General features: G+C 70.8%; 18 protein-coding genes and 1 pseudogene. 8 read left to right on the top strand and 11 right to left on the bottom strand.

Annotated features, from left to right (window positions below; all coding sequences use genetic code 11):
* The first annotated feature begins 134 nt into the window (after positions 1 to 134).
* Positions 135 to 1,118, top strand: coding sequence for a glycosyltransferase family 2 protein (locus ACZ60Q_RS33180; RefSeq protein WP_469641276.1), 984 nt, complete (start codon positions 135 to 137; stop codon positions 1,116 to 1,118).
* Positions 1,115 to 2,449, top strand: coding sequence for a hypothetical protein (locus tag ACZ60Q_RS33185; protein WP_469641277.1), 1,335 nt, complete (start codon positions 1,115 to 1,117; stop codon positions 2,447 to 2,449). Before ACZ60Q_RS33180 ends, ACZ60Q_RS33185 begins: the two co-directional genes overlap by 4 nt.
* A 36-nt stretch (positions 2,450 to 2,485) precedes the next feature.
* Here the strand turns inward: ACZ60Q_RS33185 and ACZ60Q_RS33190 are convergent, their stop codons facing one another.
* The 3 genes from ACZ60Q_RS33190 to ACZ60Q_RS33200 all read right to left on the bottom strand — a co-directional run bounded on the left by ACZ60Q_RS33190 (position 2,486) and on the right by ACZ60Q_RS33200 (position 6,188).
* Positions 2,486 to 3,685, bottom strand: a complete 1,200-nt coding sequence (locus ACZ60Q_RS33190) for an acyltransferase (RefSeq protein ID WP_469641278.1) — start codon at positions 3,683 to 3,685, stop codon at positions 2,486 to 2,488.
* A gap of 124 nt (positions 3,686 to 3,809) precedes the next feature.
* On the bottom strand, positions 3,810 to 5,219 hold the full coding sequence (locus tag ACZ60Q_RS33195) for a polysialyltransferase family glycosyltransferase (RefSeq protein ID WP_469641279.1): 1,410 nt from the start codon (positions 5,217 to 5,219) through the stop codon (positions 3,810 to 3,812).
* Positions 5,220 to 5,222: 3 nt separating this feature from the next.
* Entirely contained in the window at positions 5,223 to 6,188 is a 966-nt protein-coding gene (locus tag ACZ60Q_RS33200) for a glycosyltransferase family 2 protein (protein ID WP_469641280.1), read from the bottom strand.
* 182 nt (positions 6,189 to 6,370) lie between these two features.
* Here ACZ60Q_RS33200 and ACZ60Q_RS33205 point away from each other — a divergent pair, with 182 nt between their 5' ends.
* Entirely contained in the window at positions 6,371 to 6,841 is a 471-nt protein-coding gene (locus ACZ60Q_RS33205) for a MarR family winged helix-turn-helix transcriptional regulator (protein WP_469641281.1), read from the top strand.
* A gap of 121 nt (positions 6,842 to 6,962) precedes the next feature.
* Here the strand turns inward: ACZ60Q_RS33205 and leuE are convergent, their stop codons facing one another.
* Positions 6,963 to 7,652: a leucine efflux protein LeuE gene (gene leuE, locus ACZ60Q_RS33210; protein WP_469641282.1), complete on the bottom strand. Its 690-nt coding sequence runs from the start codon at positions 7,650 to 7,652 to the stop codon at positions 6,963 to 6,965.
* Between the two features lie 238 nt (positions 7,653 to 7,890).
* On the opposite strand from leuE, the gene ACZ60Q_RS33215 reads away from it, so the two are divergent.
* Positions 7,891 to 8,922 carry a L,D-transpeptidase family protein gene (locus tag ACZ60Q_RS33215; protein WP_469641283.1) on the top strand — a complete coding sequence of 344 codons (1,032 nt, stop codon included), beginning with the start codon at positions 7,891 to 7,893 and terminating at the stop codon, positions 8,920 to 8,922.
* A 299-nt stretch (positions 8,923 to 9,221) separates the two neighbouring features.
* Here the strand turns inward: ACZ60Q_RS33215 and ACZ60Q_RS33220 are convergent, their stop codons facing one another.
* Both ACZ60Q_RS33220 and ACZ60Q_RS33225 read right to left on the bottom strand, forming a co-directional pair.
* A complete protein-coding gene (locus ACZ60Q_RS33220) occupies positions 9,222 to 10,382 on the bottom strand; it encodes a hypothetical protein (protein ID WP_469641284.1) in 1,161 nt (386 codons plus the stop codon).
* Positions 10,382 to 11,140 carry an RNA polymerase sigma factor gene (locus ACZ60Q_RS33225; protein ID WP_469641285.1) on the bottom strand — a complete coding sequence of 253 codons (759 nt, stop codon included), beginning with the start codon at positions 11,138 to 11,140 and terminating at the stop codon, positions 10,382 to 10,384. Before ACZ60Q_RS33225 ends, ACZ60Q_RS33220 begins: the two co-directional genes overlap by 1 nt.
* A 568-nt stretch (positions 11,141 to 11,708) precedes the next feature.
* Here ACZ60Q_RS33225 and ACZ60Q_RS33230 point away from each other — a divergent pair.
* Complete coding sequence (locus ACZ60Q_RS33230) at positions 11,709 to 12,884, top strand: UDP-N-acetylglucosamine--N-acetylmuramyl-(pentapeptide) pyrophosphoryl-undecaprenol N-acetylglucosamine transferase (RefSeq protein WP_469641286.1); 1,176 nt, start codon at positions 11,709 to 11,711, stop codon at positions 12,882 to 12,884.
* Between the two features lie 19 nt (positions 12,885 to 12,903).
* Here ACZ60Q_RS33230 and ACZ60Q_RS33235 read toward each other — a convergent pair whose 3' ends face one another.
* Genes ACZ60Q_RS33235 through ACZ60Q_RS33250 form a run of 4 tightly spaced genes read right to left on the bottom strand, consistent with a single transcriptional unit; the run spans position 12,904 to position 16,499 of the window.
* Positions 12,904 to 13,338 carry an arsenate reductase/protein-tyrosine-phosphatase family protein gene (locus ACZ60Q_RS33235; RefSeq protein WP_469641287.1) on the bottom strand — a complete coding sequence of 145 codons (435 nt, stop codon included), beginning with the start codon at positions 13,336 to 13,338 and terminating at the stop codon, positions 12,904 to 12,906.
* Positions 13,335 to 14,468 carry a DegT/DnrJ/EryC1/StrS family aminotransferase gene (locus tag ACZ60Q_RS33240; protein WP_469641288.1) on the bottom strand — a complete coding sequence of 378 codons (1,134 nt, stop codon included), beginning with the start codon at positions 14,466 to 14,468 and terminating at the stop codon, positions 13,335 to 13,337. Before ACZ60Q_RS33240 ends, ACZ60Q_RS33235 begins: the two co-directional genes overlap by 4 nt.
* Positions 14,465 to 15,475, bottom strand: a complete 1,011-nt coding sequence (locus ACZ60Q_RS33245) for an ATP-grasp domain-containing protein (protein ID WP_469641289.1) — start codon at positions 15,473 to 15,475, stop codon at positions 14,465 to 14,467. The genes ACZ60Q_RS33240 and ACZ60Q_RS33245 overlap by 4 nt, the downstream gene beginning before the upstream one ends.
* Entirely contained in the window at positions 15,465 to 16,499 is a 1,035-nt protein-coding gene (locus ACZ60Q_RS33250) for a dTDP-glucose 4,6-dehydratase (protein ID WP_469641290.1), read from the bottom strand. Before ACZ60Q_RS33250 ends, ACZ60Q_RS33245 begins: the two co-directional genes overlap by 11 nt.
* A 585-nt stretch (positions 16,500 to 17,084) precedes the next feature.
* On the opposite strand from ACZ60Q_RS33250, the gene ACZ60Q_RS33255 reads away from it, so the two are divergent.
* The 3 genes from ACZ60Q_RS33255 (at position 17,085) to ACZ60Q_RS33265 (ending at position 19,933) form a co-directional block, all read left to right on the top strand.
* A complete protein-coding gene (locus ACZ60Q_RS33255) occupies positions 17,085 to 18,047 on the top strand; it encodes an XRE family transcriptional regulator (protein ID WP_469641291.1) in 963 nt (320 codons plus the stop codon).
* 891 nt (positions 18,048 to 18,938) lie between these two features.
* Positions 18,939 to 19,256 carry a transposase gene (locus tag ACZ60Q_RS33260; protein ID WP_469641292.1) on the top strand — a complete coding sequence of 106 codons (318 nt, stop codon included), beginning with the start codon at positions 18,939 to 18,941 and terminating at the stop codon, positions 19,254 to 19,256.
* A 5-nt stretch (positions 19,257 to 19,261) separates the two neighbouring features.
* Positions 19,262 to 19,933: an IS3 family transposase gene (locus ACZ60Q_RS33265; RefSeq protein ID WP_469641299.1), complete on the top strand. Its 672-nt coding sequence runs from the start codon at positions 19,262 to 19,264 to the stop codon at positions 19,931 to 19,933.
* Here ACZ60Q_RS33265 and ACZ60Q_RS33270 read toward each other — a convergent pair.
* Positions 19,881 to 20,024, bottom strand: a pseudogene (locus ACZ60Q_RS33270) (IS30 family transposase); the annotation flags it as partial. The gene ACZ60Q_RS33265 and the pseudogene ACZ60Q_RS33270 overlap by 53 nt on opposite strands.

Genomic DNA, 20,024 nt, shown 5'->3' on the forward strand with positions numbered 1-20,024 from the left:
ATTGGGGAGCGGAGCTGAAAACGCCCTCAATTCCCGTTCCGGGAAAGGTGATTCACCTGGGTGACGAGCGTTGTTCACCTGCTGGGCGCACGATGGAAAAGGAAAGAACCGACGTCGCACCTAACGTGATGCGCGTGGTTAAGCTCTCCGTCATCGTGCCGTTCTTCAACGTGCAGACCTACGCGCCCGACACCCTCAGAAGCCTGCGGGCCAACGCCCGAAAGGACTTCGAGTTCCTTCTTGTCGACGACTGTTCCACCGACGGGACCCCCCGGCTGCTGCGCCGGGCCGCCGAGGAGATCCCGGGGGCCGTACTGCTGCGGCACGAGGTGAACAGCGGTCTGGCCACCGCGCGCAACACCGGTCTTGAGGCCGCCCGCGGCGAGTACATCGCCTTCCTGGACGGCGACGACTGGCTGGCCCCCGGGCACTACGGGCGGCTGGTGACCCGGGCCGAGGCGCTGGGCTGCGACTTCGTGCGGACGGACCACGTCCAGGCGAACGGCAGGTCGCGAACCGTACGACGGGTGCCGCACGGCCCGCACGGGGTGGTGAGCGACCCCCGGACCGCGATCCTGCCCGCCCACCGCACCACGTCGGTGGATTACGCGTTCGCCTGGGCGGGCCTCTACCACCGGCGGCTCCTGGACCGGGGGCTGCTGCACTTCACCGACGGGCTGCGCACGGCCGAGGACCGGCCGTGGATCTGGCGGCTGCACCGGGAAGCGGAATCCTTCGCCGCCCTGGGCATGCTCAGCCATTTCTACCGGCGCGGGGTGAACACGTCGCTGACCCGGATCGGCGATATGCGTCGGCTCGATTTCCTGCGCGCTTTCGACCAGGTGATCGCCGATACGGCCGCCGACCGCGACGCGGACGATTTGCTGCCGAAGGCCGTACGTACGTACTGCGCGGTCATCGCCCACCATCTGGGCGCCATCGACACCTGCGAACCGGCCGTGGCCCGCGAACTGAAGTCGCGTGGCGCGGCGGCCCTCGGGCGCCTGCCGCAGCGGCTGCTGAACGAGGCTCTCGACTCCATGGACGTGACACGAGCGACCCGGGTGCGCAGGCTGCGCCGCCGCCAGGTCACCGCGAAGGGGGCCTCGGCCGCATGACCATCCGGATCTTCCACGCCTCCTCGATCGCCGCGACGGTACTGCTCGCCGCGGCGATCGACGCGGGCTGCTTCACCGGTCCCGACCGCCGGATCCTGCTGCTGTCCCGGACGGGACCGGCCCCGGAGGCCGTCGCCGACGTCTCGGAGACCGCCGGCTTCGAGCGGCTGCGCGCCCGGTTCGACGAGGTTCTCCCGTGGAACGACGCGATCTTCCCCTTCCACCCGGCCGACTGGCTGCCCCGGGCCGACGACGCCCCGTTGTGGGAGCGCCACTTCCGGCGCGCCTGGGGGCTCGGCGACGAGGAGCTGGAGCTCGTCGTGGACTCCCCGCACGCCGGTCCCGCCCGGGCCCTCACCCACGTCTTCGCCGGTGTCCCGGTCGATGTGTACGCGGAGGGGCCCGGCGGCTACGGCCCGACCGGGGAGAAGATCCCCCCGCTGACCGGGGTCCGGGTGCGGCGGCTGCTCCATCCGGACCTGGTTCCCGGGGCGCGGCTGTTGTTGCTGGGCGAGTACGGGGTGGAGCCGCGGACCGTGCCGGCCGAGGCGATCGCCGAGGTCATCGGCGAACTGGCGCGGACAGAGCTGGAGTTGCCCGCCATCGAGGGGACCGCGCTGCTGCTCGGGCAGGATCTCGCCGGGGCCGGGTCGATCCCGGCGGCCGAGGAGGCGGGGCTGCGTCTGGAGATGGTGCGCGGGGCGGCCGCCCTCGGTCACACCCGGCTGGTGTTCGCGCCGGATCCGTACGCACCGTGGGAGAGCCCGGCGCCGCTGCGCGCCGAGGCGGACCGGCTGGGCGTCGAACTGACCGTACTGGCACCCCCGTTGCCGGTGCCTGCCGATGTGCTGCTGCACCGGCTGCGACCCGCGCTGGTCCTCGGCTGCACCTCGGCCGCGCTGTTCGGAGCGGCACGGTTCCACGGCCTCCCGGTGGCGACCGTCGGCACGGGGCTGCTCCTGGAGCGTCTGACCCCGTACGAGAACGCCGAGCGGATACCGGCGACGCTCGCCGACGCCGTGCTGCCCGGGCTCGGTGACGCGGAGGCGGTGGGTGCGCGGAAGCCGTGCTCCGGTGCGGAGCTGGACGGTCTGCTCGCGGCCGTCGGCTTCGCGATGCGGCCGAAGGTCCGGCCCGATCTGCGCCCGGCCGCCGAGCGCTATCTGTCCACGCACCTGGACGACCGCACCCGGCGCTACTTCAAGCGCCGCCGGCTGGCCTCACTCGCGCTTCCCGGCGCGGTCCCGGCCCGGCTGGCCTTCCTGCGCGCCGGCCCGGCTCTGCGCCGGGTGGCCCGGCGGGCCAAGGCGCTGCGGAGCGGCCGGGGCTGAGGAGCCCCGGGGGGTGCGGCCGGCCGCGCGGGGCGCTCAGCCCAGCGCCTTGGCCGCCCCGGCACGGCCCCACAGTAGGGCCGCGCCGAACGACAGGGCCGTCGTGGCCACCGTGACCCCGGCCACGAGCGCGGCGGCGGCCGGGCCGCTCAGGTCCGCCCGGACGAAGGCGTCGGTGAGGACGCCGAGCACGAGTACGTGCACCAGGTAGGCCCCGAACGACGCGTCGGCCAGCCGGGTCAGCGCCGGACGCATCCGCTCCGGAACGCGCAGGCCGTGCAGGGAGATCAGGACGCCGCAGCTGAACAGGGCCACCAGGACGTGGGCGTACGGGATCGCGTAGTGCACCTCGTGCTGGTACGCGATCACCCCGGCCAGTCCGGCCGCCGCTAGCAGCACCCACGGAAGCCTCCGCCGGCCGAACGTACCGGCCGGGGCGGCGAGCAGCAGCGCCCCGAGCACCGCGTAGGTCAGCTGATACGGCGCGAACCCCCAGCCGAAGCGCGGCAGTTCACGGCCGGTGACCTCGGCCAGGTCACCGAGGAGCGACGGCGCGGACGCCAGGACCAGCAGGACCGCGCCGAGGCCCCACGGCCGCTTGCCCGACCTGATCAGCACCACCAGCCCCAGGACCATGATCACGGGAAGGTAGGCGTAGAGGTACCAGAGGTGGTACGCGGGGCGGACCGAGGCGAACACGGAGTCCAGCGCCGACCCGGCCACCGGGTCGTCGTTGGTTCCGCGCAGCCTGCCCCAGGCGAGGTAGAGCGCCGTCCAGACGGCGAGGGGCACCACGATCCGCACGACGCGCCGCCGCAGCCGTGCGCCGTCCTTCGGCGGGGCCCCGACCAGGACCACCCAGCCGGCGATGGCGAAGAAGAGGGGCACGGCGAAACGGCCGACGGAATCGGCGGTCAGCCCGGCCCAGTAGGTGCCGCTCCCCTGCGAGGCCGTCCGGCCCACAGCGTTGACGAAGGCCGATCCGGCGTGGAGGCCGATCACGCCGACCGAGCAGAGCAGCCGGATCAGGTCGATGTCGTAGCGGTGCTCGCGGACGGGACGAGGCGTCTCCGGGACCGTAGGAGCCGGGGCGGGGACGGAGCCGGAGGCGGAGGCGGGGGCGGAGGCGGGGGCGGAGGCGGAGGCGGGGGCGGAGGCGGGGGCGGAGGCGGGGGCGGAGGCGGGGGCGGAGGCGGGGGCGGAGGCGGGGGCGGAGGCGGGGGGTCTGGTCGGCATGGTGCTCAGGGCCTCAGTGAGTCGGCGGGGCGCGATGGGTGGTTACGGGCCACAGAGGTGGGGTGCGTCACGCGGGCGGCACGGTGTCACGCCCGGCCGGTGGGGCGGGCGGCGTGGTCCCGGGTCAGAGGCCCAGGGTGCCGCGGGTGCGCCGTACGGTGCGGCGCAGCCGGACCGCCGCTCCCCGGGGGCCGCCACCGCCGGGCAGGGTGAGGCTCTGTAGGCGGCGGCGCTTGAAGTAGTGCTGGGTGGTGGGGTCGAGGTGCTCCCGCAGCCAGGCCTCGGCGTCGGGGCGCAGCCCGGGGTTGAGCTTGGCCTGCATGCAGTAGCCGACGGCCCGTACCAGCGGGGCGAGGGTGTCCGGCGCGGTGCGCGGCAGCAGGGGTACGGCCCCGGCGCCCGGCGCTTCCAGGTCGGGCACGAGGTGGTCGGTGATCGTCAGCGGGACGCGGTTGCTGTTCTCGTACGGGGTGATGCGGTCGAGGACCAGGCGGGTGCCGACGCGGGCGACGGGGATGCCGTAGTAGGCGGCGGCGGTGAACATCGCGGTGGAGAAGCAGCCGACGACCAGGGTGGGCGCGCACCGCTCGTACAGCGTCTCCGCGAGCAGCGGACCGTCCAGGGTGGTGAGCCGTACGCCGGCCTCGGCGGCGGCCTCGTCCAGGGCGCGGGAGTAGCTTGCCGGGGCGGTGGGGTGCGGCTTGAAGAGGATGGAGGTGTGTCCGGCGCGGGCGGCTCCGCGCAACATCCGCACGTGCAGGTCCTCTTCCTCCTCCGGGGTGAGGATGGTGAGGGCCGCCAGGTACTGGCCGAGCAGCATCGCCGTGGGGGCGGCGGCCTCGGCGGCGGCGAGCTCCTTGTCCCCCTCGGCCGCGGCGGCGATCTCGGAGAGTACGGCTCGGAAGGCGTCGTCGGGGACGAGTTCGGGTGCGACGCCGGCCTCGGCGAGGAGGAGCGGGCGCAGCCCGGTGACCAGGTCGAGGTGGAGGACGCGCCGGATGCGGCAGGCGATGGACCGGGGCAGTCGGTTGCGGGTGGGGCCGTAGCTCATCAGGCCGTCGGCGTAGACGTGCACGGCGCTCTCGGAGAAGATCGCGGCGAGCGCGCGGCCCGGGTTGACCTGGATGGACTCCACGGCCAGGTCGACGGGGGTGTCGGGGGCGATGTCCCAGGCCAGGCGGAAGGCCCGCTGCCACAGGACGGTCTCCTCGGAGCGCGGGCCCCAGCCGCTGGGGTGGTGCGGGCTGATCGCCTCGTTCCAGTCGACGACGGCGTCGAAGCGGGTGGCGAGGGAGCCGTAACCGCGCATCTCCTCCAGGCGCGGGGCGGTCTCGGGGACGGCCGCGTTGTTGGAGACCAGCAGGACGCGGTGGCTGTCGAGGGCCCGGCCGAACTGTCCGGCGTCGAGCGCGGCGGCGAGGGTGGCCGCCCCGTACAACGTGGACACCTGGAAGATCTGGGTGCGCACGGGCGTACGCACGGAGGTGGGTACGGGCGTGGGTACAGAGGTGGGAACGGGCGTGGGTACGGGCATCGGTCAGGCGGCCTTCTGCTTGGTGCGCAGACGGCCCAGGAGCGTGCCACGCTTGTCGTCGATCATCGTCAGGGTGCGGTCGAGCACGTCCTGCGGCATCCGGTGCAGTGCGGCGGCCGACTCGGAGCGCAGCCGCCGGGCGGTGGCGGGCTCGTAGTCGTCGGCCTTCTCGTTGTGGAAGGCGATCATCGCGCAGTAGGTGCGGACGGCCTTGGGCAGCAGGGTCTTCGCGTCCCGGTCCGTGCGCAACTGGTCGAGCAGCGTGTCGTAGGCGGGGAAGAAGTCGAGCTGGCGGGCGTCCTTGATCTGGGTCAGGGAGGTGGTGACCCCGCGCCGGTAGAAGACGCCGTACAGCCCGAGCGCCGCGTAGCTGCGGGCGCGCAGATGGAGCTGCCAGACCCACAGCCGGTCCTCGGCGGTGCGCAGTTCGGTGGCGAAGCGCTGGGCGCCCTCCGCGAAGAGCCGCCGGTGGTAGATCCCGGCCCAGACGAACGGGTAGTCGACCATGGTCTCGCGCTCGGGCACCCCGATCCCGTCGCGGGGGTCGAGCAGGGTGTCCCGGAGGGGCGCGGGGGCGCGCCGCACGACGCGGGTGGTGCCGGTGGACTGGACGTGGTCGGTGCGGGCGAAGTCGCAGTCGAGGTCCTGGGCGGCGCGCACCAGCCGGTCCAGGTGGCCGGGGGCGTACCAGTCGTCGCCGTCGAGGAAGGTGAGGTAGTCGCCCTCGGCGGCGTCGATGCCGCTGTTGCGGGCGGCCGCGATGCCGACATTCGTACCGTGCCGGATCACCCGGGCGCGCGGCAGCCGCTCGGCCCAGTGGTCGACGATGTCCTGCGTGCCGTCGGTGGACGCGTCATCGACCAGCAGGAACTCGATGTCCGGGTCCGCGTTGCGGGCCAGGCTGCCCAGTGTGGTCGGTGCGTAGGCCGCGACATTGTGGAGCGGTACGACAACGGACAGTTTCGGCACGCGTGCCCTCGCCTTCGATCATGGTCCCGACAACCTAGTGAGACGGCGGAAGGATCGGGTGACGCCCGTCACGACAGCGGGTGAACTCTGCGCGTCCGCCGTATGACCGGGCACGTGCGCCGGAGAGCGCCCGACAAGGAGGGCTTGACCGCAACTTAGCTTGAGGTTCTACGTTCTGAGGCATGAACTACTCACACGACGACGCGGGACTCGCACGCCAGCCGATCGGCTACTGGAGCTGGGCCGCGCACGAGGCGACGGTCACCCACATCCGGTCCGCGCTGGCCGAGCACGGACTCACCCAGCCTCCCTGGTGGGTGCTCAACCAACTGGACGGGGCGGACGAGGAGGGGCGGGGCCGGGCCGAGCTGGTCACCATGCTCAGCGGGTACCTCCACACCGGGGCGGACGGCGTGGACGGTATGGAGGAAGCCGTGGAGAGCCTCCTCGAACGGGGGCTGGTCACCGAGGACTCCGGGTCCCGGCTGCGCATCACCCCCGAGGGGCGGGCACTGCGCGAGCAGGCGTACACCCGGGTCTCGCGGGCGAGCGCGGAGATCCACGAGGGCATCCCCGAGGCGGAGTTCGTCGCCGCGCTCAAGGTGCTGCAACGCATGATCCACAACGTCGGGGGAAAGGCCTGGCAACACTGAGGGCCGTTACGGCGTTACGGCGTTACGGCGTTACGGCGTTACGGCGTTACGGCGTTACGGCGTTACGGCGTTACGGCGTTACGGCGTTACGGCGGAGCGCCGGAGCGCCGGAGCGCCGGAGCTACACGCTGCTCAGCGAGAGTTTGGCCGCGAACCCGAGGAACAGGACGCCCGCCGCCGAAGTGGCCCCCGCCGACAGTCGCTTACGGCGGCCGAAGGCGGCGGCCAGGCGGGTGCCGCCGAAGATCAGCACCGAGAGGTACGCGAAGCTGGCGAGCTGGAGCAGCGTGCCCAGCACCAGGAACGACAGCGCCGGATAGGCATAGCCCGGGTCAACGAACTGGACGAAGAAGGAGATCAGAAACAGGATCGCCTTCGGGTTGATCAGGCTGACCACCAGTGCCCGGCGGTAGGGCCTCTCCACGGGGGCCGTCACCGTCGCCCCGGGGGTCCCGACCGTCTCGGCCGTCTCGGCCGACTCCACCAGCTCGGCGGTACGCCGGTGCCGCTCGCGCCACAGGGACACGGCCGCCCGCAGCATCCCGACGGCCATCCAGGTCAGATAGGCCGCGCCCGCGTACTTGACGATCGCGAAGAGCAGGGGCGTGGTCTGGAGGAGCGACGCGGCGCCGAGCGCGGAGAGCGTCATCAAGATGGCGTCCCCGGTCCAGACACCCGCGGCGGCCGTATAGCCGGTGCGCACCCCGCGCCGGGCGGCGACGGAGAGCACGTACAGCGAGTTCGGCCCCGGCAGAAGAACGATCAGCGCCAGACCGGCGAGATACGTCGGAAGATCGGTGACACCCAGCATGGACGGAGTCTCGCACGTCCGTACGAGTCGCCGTCCAGGGGGTTTCACCAGGCGACAGCGTCCGTCCGGCGCCGTGCGGGATTCGGTGCGTCCGGCGGGCCGGACCCGGCCATGATCCATTGGGCAACCCCTCGGGGGGCTGGACGCGCGGCTGACGTCCGACGGAGGATTCGGTGACCGGGCCGGACGGGATTTCCGTACGGGAGGCGCCGGGCCGGGTGATCCAGGGGGACCGAGCATGACGGACACGAACAGCGGGTGGGACGGCCCGGGAGCGAGCGACACGGGCGGGACACGGGCGTCGGAAGCGACACCCGGACCGGGGCCGGGCGCGACCGCCGAACGGCGTGCGGGCGGAAGGCCTCAGGGGCGTCGCGTCGCCGCCGCCTCCCTCGTCGCGCTGGCCGCCCTCGCGACGGGATGCGAGCCCGGGACCGCCGAGGGGGCGCAGGAGGTGCCGCCGCCGGTGCGGGCCACGCAGGCCGCCGCGCCGACCCTCTCCCCCACCACCCCCGCTGCCGAGGACGCGAAGCCGAGCACCGCACCGCTGCCCAGCCCGTCGGCGTCCACCGCCGCCCCGGCCCCGGCCCCGACCACGACGGCCCGGCCGGCCCCGGAACCGAGCACCGCACCGCCGCCGCGCGTCCTGATGCGTACGGGTTCCGAGAGCGACCGGGTGCGGGAACTCCAGGCCCGGCTCCGCCAGATCGGCCACTTCGGGCGCAACCCCACCGGCTACTACGGCTCCGTCACCGCCGACTCCGTACGGTCCTTTCAGGCCAAGCGGCGGCTGCCGGTCACGGGAAGCACCGACGCGGTCACCTGGCAGCGGTTGCTGGCCATGACCCGGGTGCCGACGTCCGCCGAGCTGGACCCGCCGACCGAGCGGCCGGTGGCCGCGCCGGACGAACGGTGCATGGAGGGCCGGGTCCTGTGCATCAGCAAGAAGAGCCGGACCCTGGCGTGGATGAACGACGGCAAGGTCCTCTCCGCGATGGACGTGCGCTTCGGCTCGGAGTACACGCCCACCCGGGAGGGCGTGTTCGAGGTGTTCTGGAAGTCCCGGGACCATGTGTCGACGCTCTACGACACCCCGATGCCGTACGCCCTGTTCTTCAGCGGCGGCCAAGCGGTGCACTACTCCGCCGACTTCGCGGCCGACGGGTACGGCGGCGCCTCGCACGGCTGCGTCAACGTGCGGGACAAGAAGAAGGTCGCGGCACTGTTCGAGCAGGTGAAGGACGGCGACAAGGTCGTCATCTACTGGTGATCCGGTACGGGTGCTCCGGACTTACGGGCGTCCGGACTTACGGGTGTCCGGGCCTACGGGTGGTCCGGTACCGGTGATCCGGCGTACGCCCAGCACGAGGGAGGAGAGGGCGCGGGCGGGACCGGGGGAACGTGTCCCGCCCGCGCCGATGCGCTGAGCCGAAGGTACGGGGGGAACCCCGGCTCGTTGCGCGGCCGATGACCAGTCGGCTCACTCTGTACTGCGCCCGGCCTCCGGAAAACGTCACACCTACGGCCTCGATGCGCCTGGAACCGCAGGTCAGCGGGAGGTTCAGGTCATCAACGGGTGCGTGCGGAGGTCACTCCGGAGCTCTTCGGGAGCGGCGGGACCTCGGTGTCCGTCCCGGCCCTCGTCTTCTGGGCCGCTCCGGAGCGCGGTACGGGGTGGAAGGAGACCGGCGGCAGCGAGCCGCTGTCGCCGTCGCCCGGCCCGCTCTGACCGTCGTCGTCATCGTCGTCGTCACCGCCACCACCGGAGCCGCCGTCTCCGTCGCTCCCGTCGCTCCCGTCGCTCCCGTCGCTCCCGTCGCTCCCGTCGAGGAGACGGTCACAGAAGCGCTCCAGGTTCTTCTCGCCCTTCGCCAGCCGGATCAACTGCCGTCGGCTCCGGTCGTCCAGACTGTCGTCGCGGAAGGCCTTGCAGGCCTTGACGGACTGCTTGTACCACTTCCCGGTCGCCTTGTCGTCTCCGGAGCCGCCGGGCTTCCGGTCCCGGCCGTCACCGCCCCCGGACTTCTTCCCATGGCCGTCGCCGCCCGGCTGGTCCCGGCTGCCCGGGCGGTCCTCGCCGGGCTCCCGGCCGGTGTCACTGGTTCGCGCGCCGTCGGGGTGCCCCGGCCCGTCGGACTCCCAGGTCGCGGACGAGGAAGGCTCCTCCGGCTCGTCGGGCGAGAACGGATCCGCCGGGGACGACGGGTCGGCGGCGGGCCCGCCCGAGATCAGCGGCCCCGGGGTCACGGCGGACGATACGGAGGTGGCCGGCGCGGGCGAGCCCGGTCCGCCGAACGTTCCGGTGAACACGCCGGTGCCGGCGGCGACCGCGACCCCGCCGAGCGCACAGCCCGCGAGCGAGGCGACCAGGCCGAAGCGGACCGGCCGGCTCCAGCGCGGGCGGCGGGCCGGGGTGTCGGGGGCGGAGCCGATGTGGACGGCGGGCAGCAGACCGGGTCGGCCGGGGACGGCGCCGCCGGCGAAGAGGCCGGCGAGCCGGTTCACTCCCTTGCCGCTGCCGTGGCCGGCCCGCCGGAACGCGGCGAGGACCGCGTCCTCGCCGGGGAGTTCGCCTGCCGGGGGCCGCATCCCCGCACGGGCCGCGCCGAGGGCTTCGGCCAGCCGGAAGGCGTCGGTGCGGGCCTCGTCGCCGACGGGGACGACCGGTTCGCCGCGGAGCAATCTCTCCGCCGCTTCCCTGTCAAGCCACTCGTAGTGCTCGTCGGCCATCACATGTCCTTCTGCGTCCAGGGTCGCGAATGCGTCACACCGGGAGTGACCCCGGCGGGTGCCGCCGGACCGCCCCGCCCGGGGCGCTGCGCGGGCACGGCGCCGAGCCCGGCGCGATCGCCCGCCCCCTGACCCGCGCCGCCGTCGACACCCTGCGCCGGGTCCGGGGCCGGGGCGCCTTCCACGGAGGCCCCGTCCGCCCCGGGATGCTCCGAGCCGAGGAGTTCGGCCAGTCGCTTGAGGCCTCGATGAGCGGCGGTGCGTACGGCGCCGGGCCGCTTGCCCAGGGTCTGCGCCGCGCTCTTCGCGTCGAGCCCGACGACCACCCGGAGCACGACGGCCTCGGCCTGGTCCTGCGGCAGTTGGGCGATGAGGGACATGGTGCGGTCGGTGTCCAGCGCCTCGATGGCGTCGCCCGCGGTGTCGGACTCGGCGGCCCGCGCGGTCAGCTCGGCCTCGTCGCCGCCGATCGCGGGGCGGCGGCTGCGCATCCGCAGATGGTCCAGCGAGCGGTTGCGCGCGATCCGGGCGGCCCAGCCCCGGAACCGGTCGGCGTCACCGCTGAAGCGGTCGAGGTCGCGCGCTATCTGCAGCCACGCCTCGGACGCCACGTCCTCGGCGTCCGGCTCCCCGACCAGCGTCCGTATGTAGCCCAACAGCCTTGGCTGCACCGCGCGGTACACAGCACGGAAGGCGTCCTCGTCCCCGTCCTGTGCCGCGAGCACCGCGGCGGTCAGCTCCGCGTCGTCCCCCAGCACTCCCTCAACCCGCTCTGCCGTCCTCAATCGCAGCTGGTCAACTGCTGCGCAACCCTGCGCGAACCAGCACGCTACGTGCTCGGCGGGGGCCACGTCCATGACTTGTACAACCCGCAACAATTCCTCGGCCGGCCGACGGTGTGACAGAAAACGCGGTCATGGCGCTGAGATGAGTACGGGGTCGTGCTGCGACCCCGTGGAAGACGGCCGGGGCCTCTCCTGTGGGGGGTGGCGGCCCCGGTCGTCGCTTCCAACACGCGCTCCCTTGACCAGTCTCTCTTGGGCCACCTACCGCCTCCGTGACCAACGGCGTGACCAACACGCCAGGGAGTTCCTCCTGGTGGGCACGCTCCTGAACGCTGGATACCCCGGTGACCAGCGCTTTCCGGCGCTCACCTGACCTGTCTGCGCTCAGTCACCGCGTGACCTCAGGACAAGCTCCTGGCACTTCCGTTCGGCACCGGAGGCCGCCGACGCGGAGTGCATGTCCGACAGCGCGACCCAGGCGTCTCCGACGCCGAGAACCATGGCGAACGATCACCGGACAGCAGCCACTAGAGTGCCCAGCGTGAACACCGCGCCTCAGCAGACGTCTGTCTTCCGCCTGATCGTGACGGGCGGTGGCACCGGCGGTCACACGTACCCCGCCCTCACCGCGATCCGCACCTTGCAGGCACGCCTGGCCGCTTCCGGCCGCACGCTCGACGTTCTGTGGATCGGAACGGCGGAGGGCCTGGAAGCCCGGGTCACCAGCGCGGAGGGCATTCCGTTCACCACCGTCGCCACGGGAAAGATCCGACGTCACGCGAACCCCCTGAAGATGGTCTCGCCGGCCAACGTCCGGGACATGGCACGTGTGCCGCTCGGGGTCGCCCAGGCACGGAAGGCGGTCTCCGACTTCAGGCCCGATGTCGTCCTCGCGACGGGCGGCTACGTAGCGGTGCCCGCCGGCCTCGCCGCCAGGATGTGCCGGGTCCCGCTGGTTCTGCACGAGCAGACCGTGCGCCTCGGCCTCGCCAACCGCAAGCTGGCAGGCTCCGCCGCGCGGATCGCCGTGTCCTCGGAGTCGACCCTGCCGCTCCTGCCGGAGAGCGTGCGACCGGCGGCGGTCGTCACCGGCAACCCCGTACGACCGGAGGTCCTGACCGGCCACCCGGACAAGGCAGTGACGGCACTGGGTCTGCACGCGTTCGACCGGCGTCTTCCGACGGTGTACGTCACCGGCGGGGCGCAGGGGTCGCAGCAGATCAACGACGTGGTCGGCGGCGAACTGCCGTGGCTGCTGGAGCGCGCCAACGTGGTGCACCAGTGCGGTCCGGCCCACCAGGAGGCACTGTCCGCACGCGCCGCAGTACTTCCGGCCTCCCTTGTCGCCCGGTACCACCTCACTCCGTTCGTCGGACCGGAGCTGCCGGACGTCCTGGCCCTGGCCGATCTCGTGATCTCCCGCAGCGGTGCGGGCACCCTGGCGGAGCTGACCGCCCTCGGCAAGCCCGCCGTATTCATCCCGCTCGCCACGGCGGCCGGGAACGAACAGGCCCACAACGCCCGCCACCTGGGGGAGTCCGGGGCGGCGATCGCCCTCCTCGGCGACGTCACCGGCGGGCACCTGCGCGAGGCGGTCGGGCCGCTCTTCGACGATCCGGCGCGCCGGGCCACGATGGCAGCGGCGGCCAGGGCGCACGGCCGCCCGGACGCTGCGGACAAGCTCGTGGATGTGATCCTGTCCGCAGCGTCCCAGTAACAGCTTCGCCCGCAGTGGGCTACGTAATCCGTCCACCTGTATGGAGGGCGGTGCCAGCTTCAATGAGCACAGCGCACTCATGGAACGCAGCGTCACCCTGGCCCATCGGGTCGGGCACGTCCCGGTCGCCGAGGTAGAGACGCAGTTTGTTCTCGTTCTCCGGACCGCAGACGGCCCGGAGGGTGGCGAGAACGGAGGCGTCCATGGCGAGTACCGTGTCCGCCCAATCCAACATGTCCAGGCTGGTCTGCTGAGCACGGTGGGCGGTGAGGTCATAGCCCAGCCGCCGGGCGGCGTTGATCATGGCGGAATGAGCCGACTGGTCCTGCCACTTGCCGATCAGTCCGGCTGAGCGAACGGCCATACGTGGTCCACCCCGTCGAGCGAGAGCAAGCTGAGCGAAGGGGCTACGGCAGTAGTTCCCCAGACACACAACGAGCAGCTTCGACATCATGAGCCGCCCGTAGCCTTGAGAGCCTGTCCGAGGGCGATCACCACTCGGTGGACATCTGCCTCGGTGAGGTGCTGATGGAAGGGCAGGCTCAGGATTTCACGGCCGGTCCGTTCGGTGGCGGGCAGGTCACGCGTCCAGCGTGCGAAGGCGGGCTGAAGGTGGTTGGGCGGGTAGTGAACGCCGACGCCGATGTTCCTCGCCCGTAGGTGGGCGAATACGTGGTCCCGGTGCGGCACGCGTACCTGACACAGGTGCGGCACCGTGTGGCCGAGGTCGACAGCGACGAGCGTCACCCCCTCCAGCGCGTCCAGGGCGTCTCTGTAGGTGCGCCACAAATGCCGCCGGGAGCGCACGGTGGCGTCGAAATGGTCGAACTGCGCCAGCCCGATGGCGGCGTTGATGGACGAGAGCTGATACCGCAAGCCGAAGCCTTCCACTCGGTAGCTGGTCGTCTCGGCGCGCTCGCTCTGGGACTGAGTAACGCCCAGCATGCGGAGTCGACGGACAGCGGCGGCCTCCTCGGGCGTACGAGGGATGACAGCCCCGCCTTGGCCACACGTCAGATTCTTGACCGGCCCGAAGGAAAGACACGTCAGGGCTGTGTCGTCGGCGCCGACGTGTTTGGGTCCGCAGTGAGAGCCGAAGGCGTGGGCGGCGTCCTCGATGACCACGATGCCCCGTTCAGCCAGATCCTCGCGAATGGAGCTGAGGTCGACGGCACGGCCACCGAAGAGCACCGGCAGTACGGCGGCCGTGTCATCAGTGACTGCGTCCATGACGAGTTGCGGGGTGACGCACAACGTCGCCGGGTCTACGTCGATGAACCGCGGGGCGGCTCCTACAGCCCGGATGGCCTGCACAGTGGCGCAGAACGTCATGGACGGCACGATCACCTCGTCGCCAAGGCCGATGCCTGTGGCCAGCAGGGCACTGTGCAGGGCAGCGGTACCGGAACTGACGGCCACCACGTCGGGTACGCCGAGGTACGCGGCGACCCGCCTCTCGAATTCGGCGGTGAGGTCAGTGTGTCCGTACTGGCCGGCCTCCAGGACGCGGGCGACAGACGCTGCTTCTCGTCCGTAGAGGTACGGGGACGCGTTGCGCCGGGCGTCGGGGATGGTCAGGCTCATGTGGTTGCCCCGTTCATGGCGATGCGCTTCAGGTCGGCCGTCTCACCGACGGCCAACGTCTCGACGTAGTTGGTCAGGAACACTCCTGTCCGGTAGGCCAGGCGGTCATGGTCGACCGGGAGGCCGAACAGTCCGTTGACCATTTGGCCGACCAGGTCGGCTCCGGCCGCCTCGGTCAGCGGGAACCCGCCGGCGATCCGGACGTTCAGTTCGGTGATGGTGACCTGCCCGTCTGCCTGGACGAAACCTTGTACACAGCACAGGCCCTCGGCGCGTACAGCACGTAGGGCGGCCAGTACGAGATCGAGCACGATGGTGTCGCGGAAGGTGGTGGAGACTGCGGCGAGTCCGGCCTTCACCAGGTCCCGGCGGCGCAGGATCGCCGACGCTCGGCCGGTGCGGTCCACCAGGCAGTCTGCCGTGAACTCGGTTCCGTACAACCGCTCCTGCACCATGGCGTCAGGGATCACCTCGCTCAGCAGCAGGGCGTGCTCCTTCCTCTCGACGAAGTGGACGTGCTGGGCGCCGTGGCCGCGCCGGGGCTTTACCACCAACTGTGTGTTCCCGGGGACCCGGTCGAGGGTGTCGCCCCACCATGACCGAGGAGTTGGCACCCCCTGCTCGGTGAGCACACGATGAAAGGCTGCCTTGTCGATGCATGTGTGTACCGATGAAGGTTCGGGCAGCCACATACGCACACCGATCTCCTCCAGCCGAGAACTCATGCGCAGCAGCGGCGGAAGATCGTTCTCGATGGCGGGTACCACCGCGTCTACCGCCAGCGCCCGGCACAGCCCGGTCATGCGGGCCCGGTAGTCCTGGTCGTCAGCTGTCGGAATGACCTGAGGCACGACTTGTGGGAGCAGGAAGCCTGGGGCAAGAGGGTTGGCGTCGGCGGCGATGACTCGGTGGCCGAGGCGGGTAAGGCTCCGGGCCAGCCCAAAGCCGGGGTTGGCTCCCGTACCGGTGACCAGGATCCGGCGCGGTGCGATCGGGTCAGCAGGCACGGTCGCCCTCCGGAGGCGCGAGCGCGGGGCGGAAGGCCGGAGCGGTGCGCCGCAGACCGCCGCTCGCGAGCGGGGCCCACCGGTCGGGGTTGCGGCGGTACCACTCGGCGGTTTCAGCCAGCCCATCCTCCAGGCCGCGAGTCGGCCGGTACCCGAGTTGGTTGCGAGCCTTGGACCAGTCGATCGAGTAGCGGACGTCGTTCGACGGTCGGTCGGGGATGTACGTGACCGCGTCCCACGTCGCGCCGCAGATGTTCAGCAGGTGGCCGGTCAGCTCCTTGCTGGACAGGTCAGTGCCTCCACCGAGGTTGTAGATCTCCCCCGGCTCCCCACCACGCAGCACCGCTTCGATCCCGGCACAGTGGTCTTCTACGTGCAGCCAGTTACGTACGTGCTGCCCCCGGTCGTGGAGAGTGACGGGCGCTCCTCGCAAGAGCCGGGTCACGAAGAGCGGGATGATCTTTTCCGGGTACTGGTAGGGCCCGTAGTTGTTGCTGCTGCGAGTTACACACAGCGGGAGCCCAAGGGTCTGGTGAGCACCCAGGGCTACCAGGTCGGCGGCCGCCTTCGACACCGCGTACGGGACCGAGGGGCGCATGGGTGAAGCCTCGGTCGCTGCTCCCTTCGGCAACGGGCCGTAGACCTCGTCGGTCGAGACGTGGACGAATTTGGCAATGCCGTGTCGGTGAGCCGCGTCGACAAGCACCCGGGTACCGAGAACATTCGTGGAGAGAAACCCGTCGGCCGCGTCATGGGAGCGATCGACATGGGACTCGGCCGCGAAATGCACCACTGCTGTGGGACCGGACCCCATCAAGTTGTCGACGGCAGTCGCGTCTCGGATGTCACCATGGACGAACCGGAGCTTGTCTGACAAGAACGCCATGCCCAGGTTCTCGACGTGACCGGCGTAGGTGAGGGTGTCGAGGACGGTCACACGGGCGACGTCCTCAGTCTGGATGATCCGCTTGACGAAGTGCGAGCCGATGAAGCCCGCACCTCCTGTGACGAGTACGTGTTTCATGCACGCCTCCCGGAAGAGTGGCGGCCCGGCACATCACGCAGGGAGCCGATGTCAGCAGGCCGTCGAGAGATGCCCGGAACGTCGCCGAGCTGCCCCCACGGTGGGCCGCACACCCCATCGAAGTCTGTATCCCCGATGTGGTCCCGTTCTGTGAATCCGGTCGCTACGGTGCCGTACAGACACCAGAGTCGGGGGGTGTGCATGACGACTGAAGCGGTACGACATCCCCTGACTTACGTGCGCCAACAGCGCGGGTGGAGCATGGAAAGGCTCGCCCGTCACCTGAATCTGGCGGCGCAACGTCGCGGTCTTCGCAGCGCTGCCGACCGCAGTCGCATCTATCGGTGGGAGCACAGGCGGGTAGGCGCTCCCAGCGACCTCTATCAGGAGCTGCTGGCCGACCTTCTGGGCATCGATTCCGCCCGATTGCGGACTGTGCCATGGCCCTGGTGGCTCCCCGCCTTCGATCGCCCCTTCCCCTTCAGCCCGGCCGGCGCCCGCGCCGCCCACACGGAGTTATTGGTGGATCTCGACCAGCCTGACCGCCGTACCTTCCTCGCCCTCGCCGCCGGATCCTTAGTCGGTATGGCAACCGAATGGGCTCCCGTCGAACCCGAACGCCTGGCCGGGGCTCTGGCCGGGCGCCGCGTCGACGAAAGCTTGCTCACCTGGCTGGAGAGCAGCGTCGAACGTCTCCCTGGCCTCGCGAACACATCCCCTCAGGAGTGTGCCGACCTCCTCGGCGCGGCCATGCGCGTCACCATCAGCCTGCTCGACTCAGCCCGCTACGACGAAACCATCGACCGTCGCCTGCGTACCGTCCTGGCCCAGGCTGCCCAGAGCGCCGCCTGGCTCCACTTCGACCAAGGCCGCCACGCCTCGGCGCAGCGCCACTGGCGCACGGCCCTGCACTCAGCCCACAGCGCCGACGACCGCGACCTCGGAGCCGGAGTCCTCTCCGACCTCGCCTACTCCGCCACTTGGCTCGGCCATCCCGGTGAGGCGGTCGAGATCCTCGCCCTGGCCCGTACCCGAACCCGCCACGCGACCGCCCGCTCCCTGCTGGATGTACGCCGGGCTCGCGCCCTCGCGGTCCTCCAGGACGATGTAGGCACCGCCCGCGCACTAAACGACGCCGAACACCAACTGGAGCGTGGCAGAGCACAATCCGCACCCCCGTGGGTGTCCTGGATGTCATCCGCCGACCTCGCCGCTGACGCGGGGCGCTGCTGGCTGGACCTGGAAGACCCACGGCGAGCCACCGCCGCGTTGGAGGAGGGACTGGGCTTGCTGGTTCCCGAACGGGAGAGAACCCGCGCCATCATGCTCACCTATCGAGCCCACGCGGCGCTCGCCGACCACGACGTCGCCGCCGCCGTGGCGGACACTCGGACAGCTCTGGACACCGCTTTGGGCACAGGTGCTTCACGTTGCCTCGACCTGGTGCGCGGCACCCTGCGGGAGTCACTCGAGCCCCACAAGGGCGAAACCGCCGTTCAGGACCTGCGCTCGTACGCACATCAGCGGCTGGCATCCGTGGCCACGTGAACGGCCTGCCCGGGCGCCGGAAGGGCTGGGCGCATCGCATGACCAACGCGTGGCCAACAGCGCCCAGAAGCAGACAGAATCACCTGGAAACACGCCGAGACAGTCGGAAGTCAGGAACCGGCACCTAGACGGCAAACTTCCAGGTCAGGGGGCCTCTTCAACTGGGTACAGCCGGGGGTGGCGGCCCCGGTCGTCGCTTCCAACACACGGTCCCTTGACCAGCCTCTCTGTGGGCCACCTACCGCCTCCGTGACCAACGGCGTGACCAACGCGCCAGGGAATTCCTCCGGGTGGGCACGCTCCTGAACGCTGGATACCCCGGTGACCAGCGCTTTCCGGCGCTCACCCGACCTGTCTGCGCTCAGTCACCGTGCGACCTCAGGCCAAGCTCCTGGCACCTTCCGTCCGATACCGGAGGCGGCCGACGCGGAGAACATGTCCGACAGCGCGACCCTGGCGTCTCCGTACTCCCGTAGGGTTCTTGGGTGTTCAATCGGCTTGAGATCAGTGTGTTGCCACCAGGCTCCCGATGGGCTGCCCAACTGTCTTTCCAGATCGATGGCGAGGAAGTGGTCGCGGCCTCGATCGGAGAGGGAGGCCGCGGCCCGTTTGCCGAGGAGGCATTGCCGGCCGATGGCCAGGGTCCCCTCTGGGCAACCGTCGAGGGACGACGTGTAGTGCTGGGTGAGCCCGAGTGCACGGGCGGATGCTGTGGCTACCTGTCCGTGTTCGTACAGCGTCACGGCGGGATCGTGGAGTGGTCCGACTGGCAGGTGCCCGTCGATGAGGTGCGCCCTCCGATCTTTCACTTCGACGCCGATCAATACGACGCCGAACTGAACCGTTCCGGGTTTGATCGAGGCTCGATCTTTTGGAAGGATCGAGTCCGTTATGGCGAAGCAATACCCGAAGGAGCTCAAGGAGCGGGCCGTGCGTCTGGTCCTGGAGACTCGCGATCAGTACAAGACGGAGTCCGCGGCGATCCGGTCGATCGGCGCGAAGCTCGGCATCGGGCCGGAATCCCTGCGGAACTGGGTTCGGCAGGCCGAGGTCGACGCCGGTGCCCGGACCGGGATCACGACTGAGGAATCCGTGCAGCTCAAGGCCCTCAGGAAGGAGGTCGCCGAGCTGAAGCGGGCGAACGAGATCCTGAAGGCTGCGGCAAGTTTCTTCGCGGCCGAGCTCGACCGGCCACATACACGCTCGTAGCGTTCATCGACGAGCACCGGGACCGCTTCGGCGGAGTCGAGCCGATCTGCAGGACGCTCACCGAGCACGACTGCAGCATCCACCCGTCCACCTATTACGCGTACAAGAAACGTCCCGTGTCGGCCCGTGCCCTGCGGGACACGGAACTGGCGCCGCTGATCGTCCGCGTCTACCAGGACAACTACAGGGTCTACGGGGCCCGCAAGATCTGGGCCGAGCTCAAGCGCCAGGGCCATCAGGTGGCCCGGTGCACCGTCGAGCGGCTGATGAAGGCCGAGGGTCTGGCCGGGGCGGTGCGCGGGAGGAAGGTCGTCACCACGGTGGCGGACAGGGAGGCCGAGCGGGCTCCGGACCGGCTCAGCCGGCGGTTCGTGGCCAGTGCTCCCAACCGGGTATGGGTCGCGGACTTCACCTACGTGGCCACCTGGTCCGGCACCGTCTACGCCGCCTTCGTCGTCGACACCTTCTCCCGCCGGATCGTCGGCTGGTCCGCGGCGACGAACAAGCAGACTCCGCTGGTGCTGTCCGCACTGGAAATGGGGCTGTGGCAGCGTGATCGGGCCGGAAACCCCGTTACCGCACGGGAGTTGATCCACCACTCCGATGCCGGATCGCAGCCCGGACTCAATCAGTCGTTGCAACACTGGCTTCTTGAGTCAAGAGTAGGTGTTCATTGAGGGCTTCGGAGGGTGTCCTCCAACCGAGGGTCTTCCGAGGCCTGGTGTTGAGGGCGTGTGCAACGGCTTGGAGGTCGTCGGGCTGCCAGCG

The sequence above is a fragment of the Streptomyces sp. NPDC104313 genome (genome assembly GCF_055583985.1).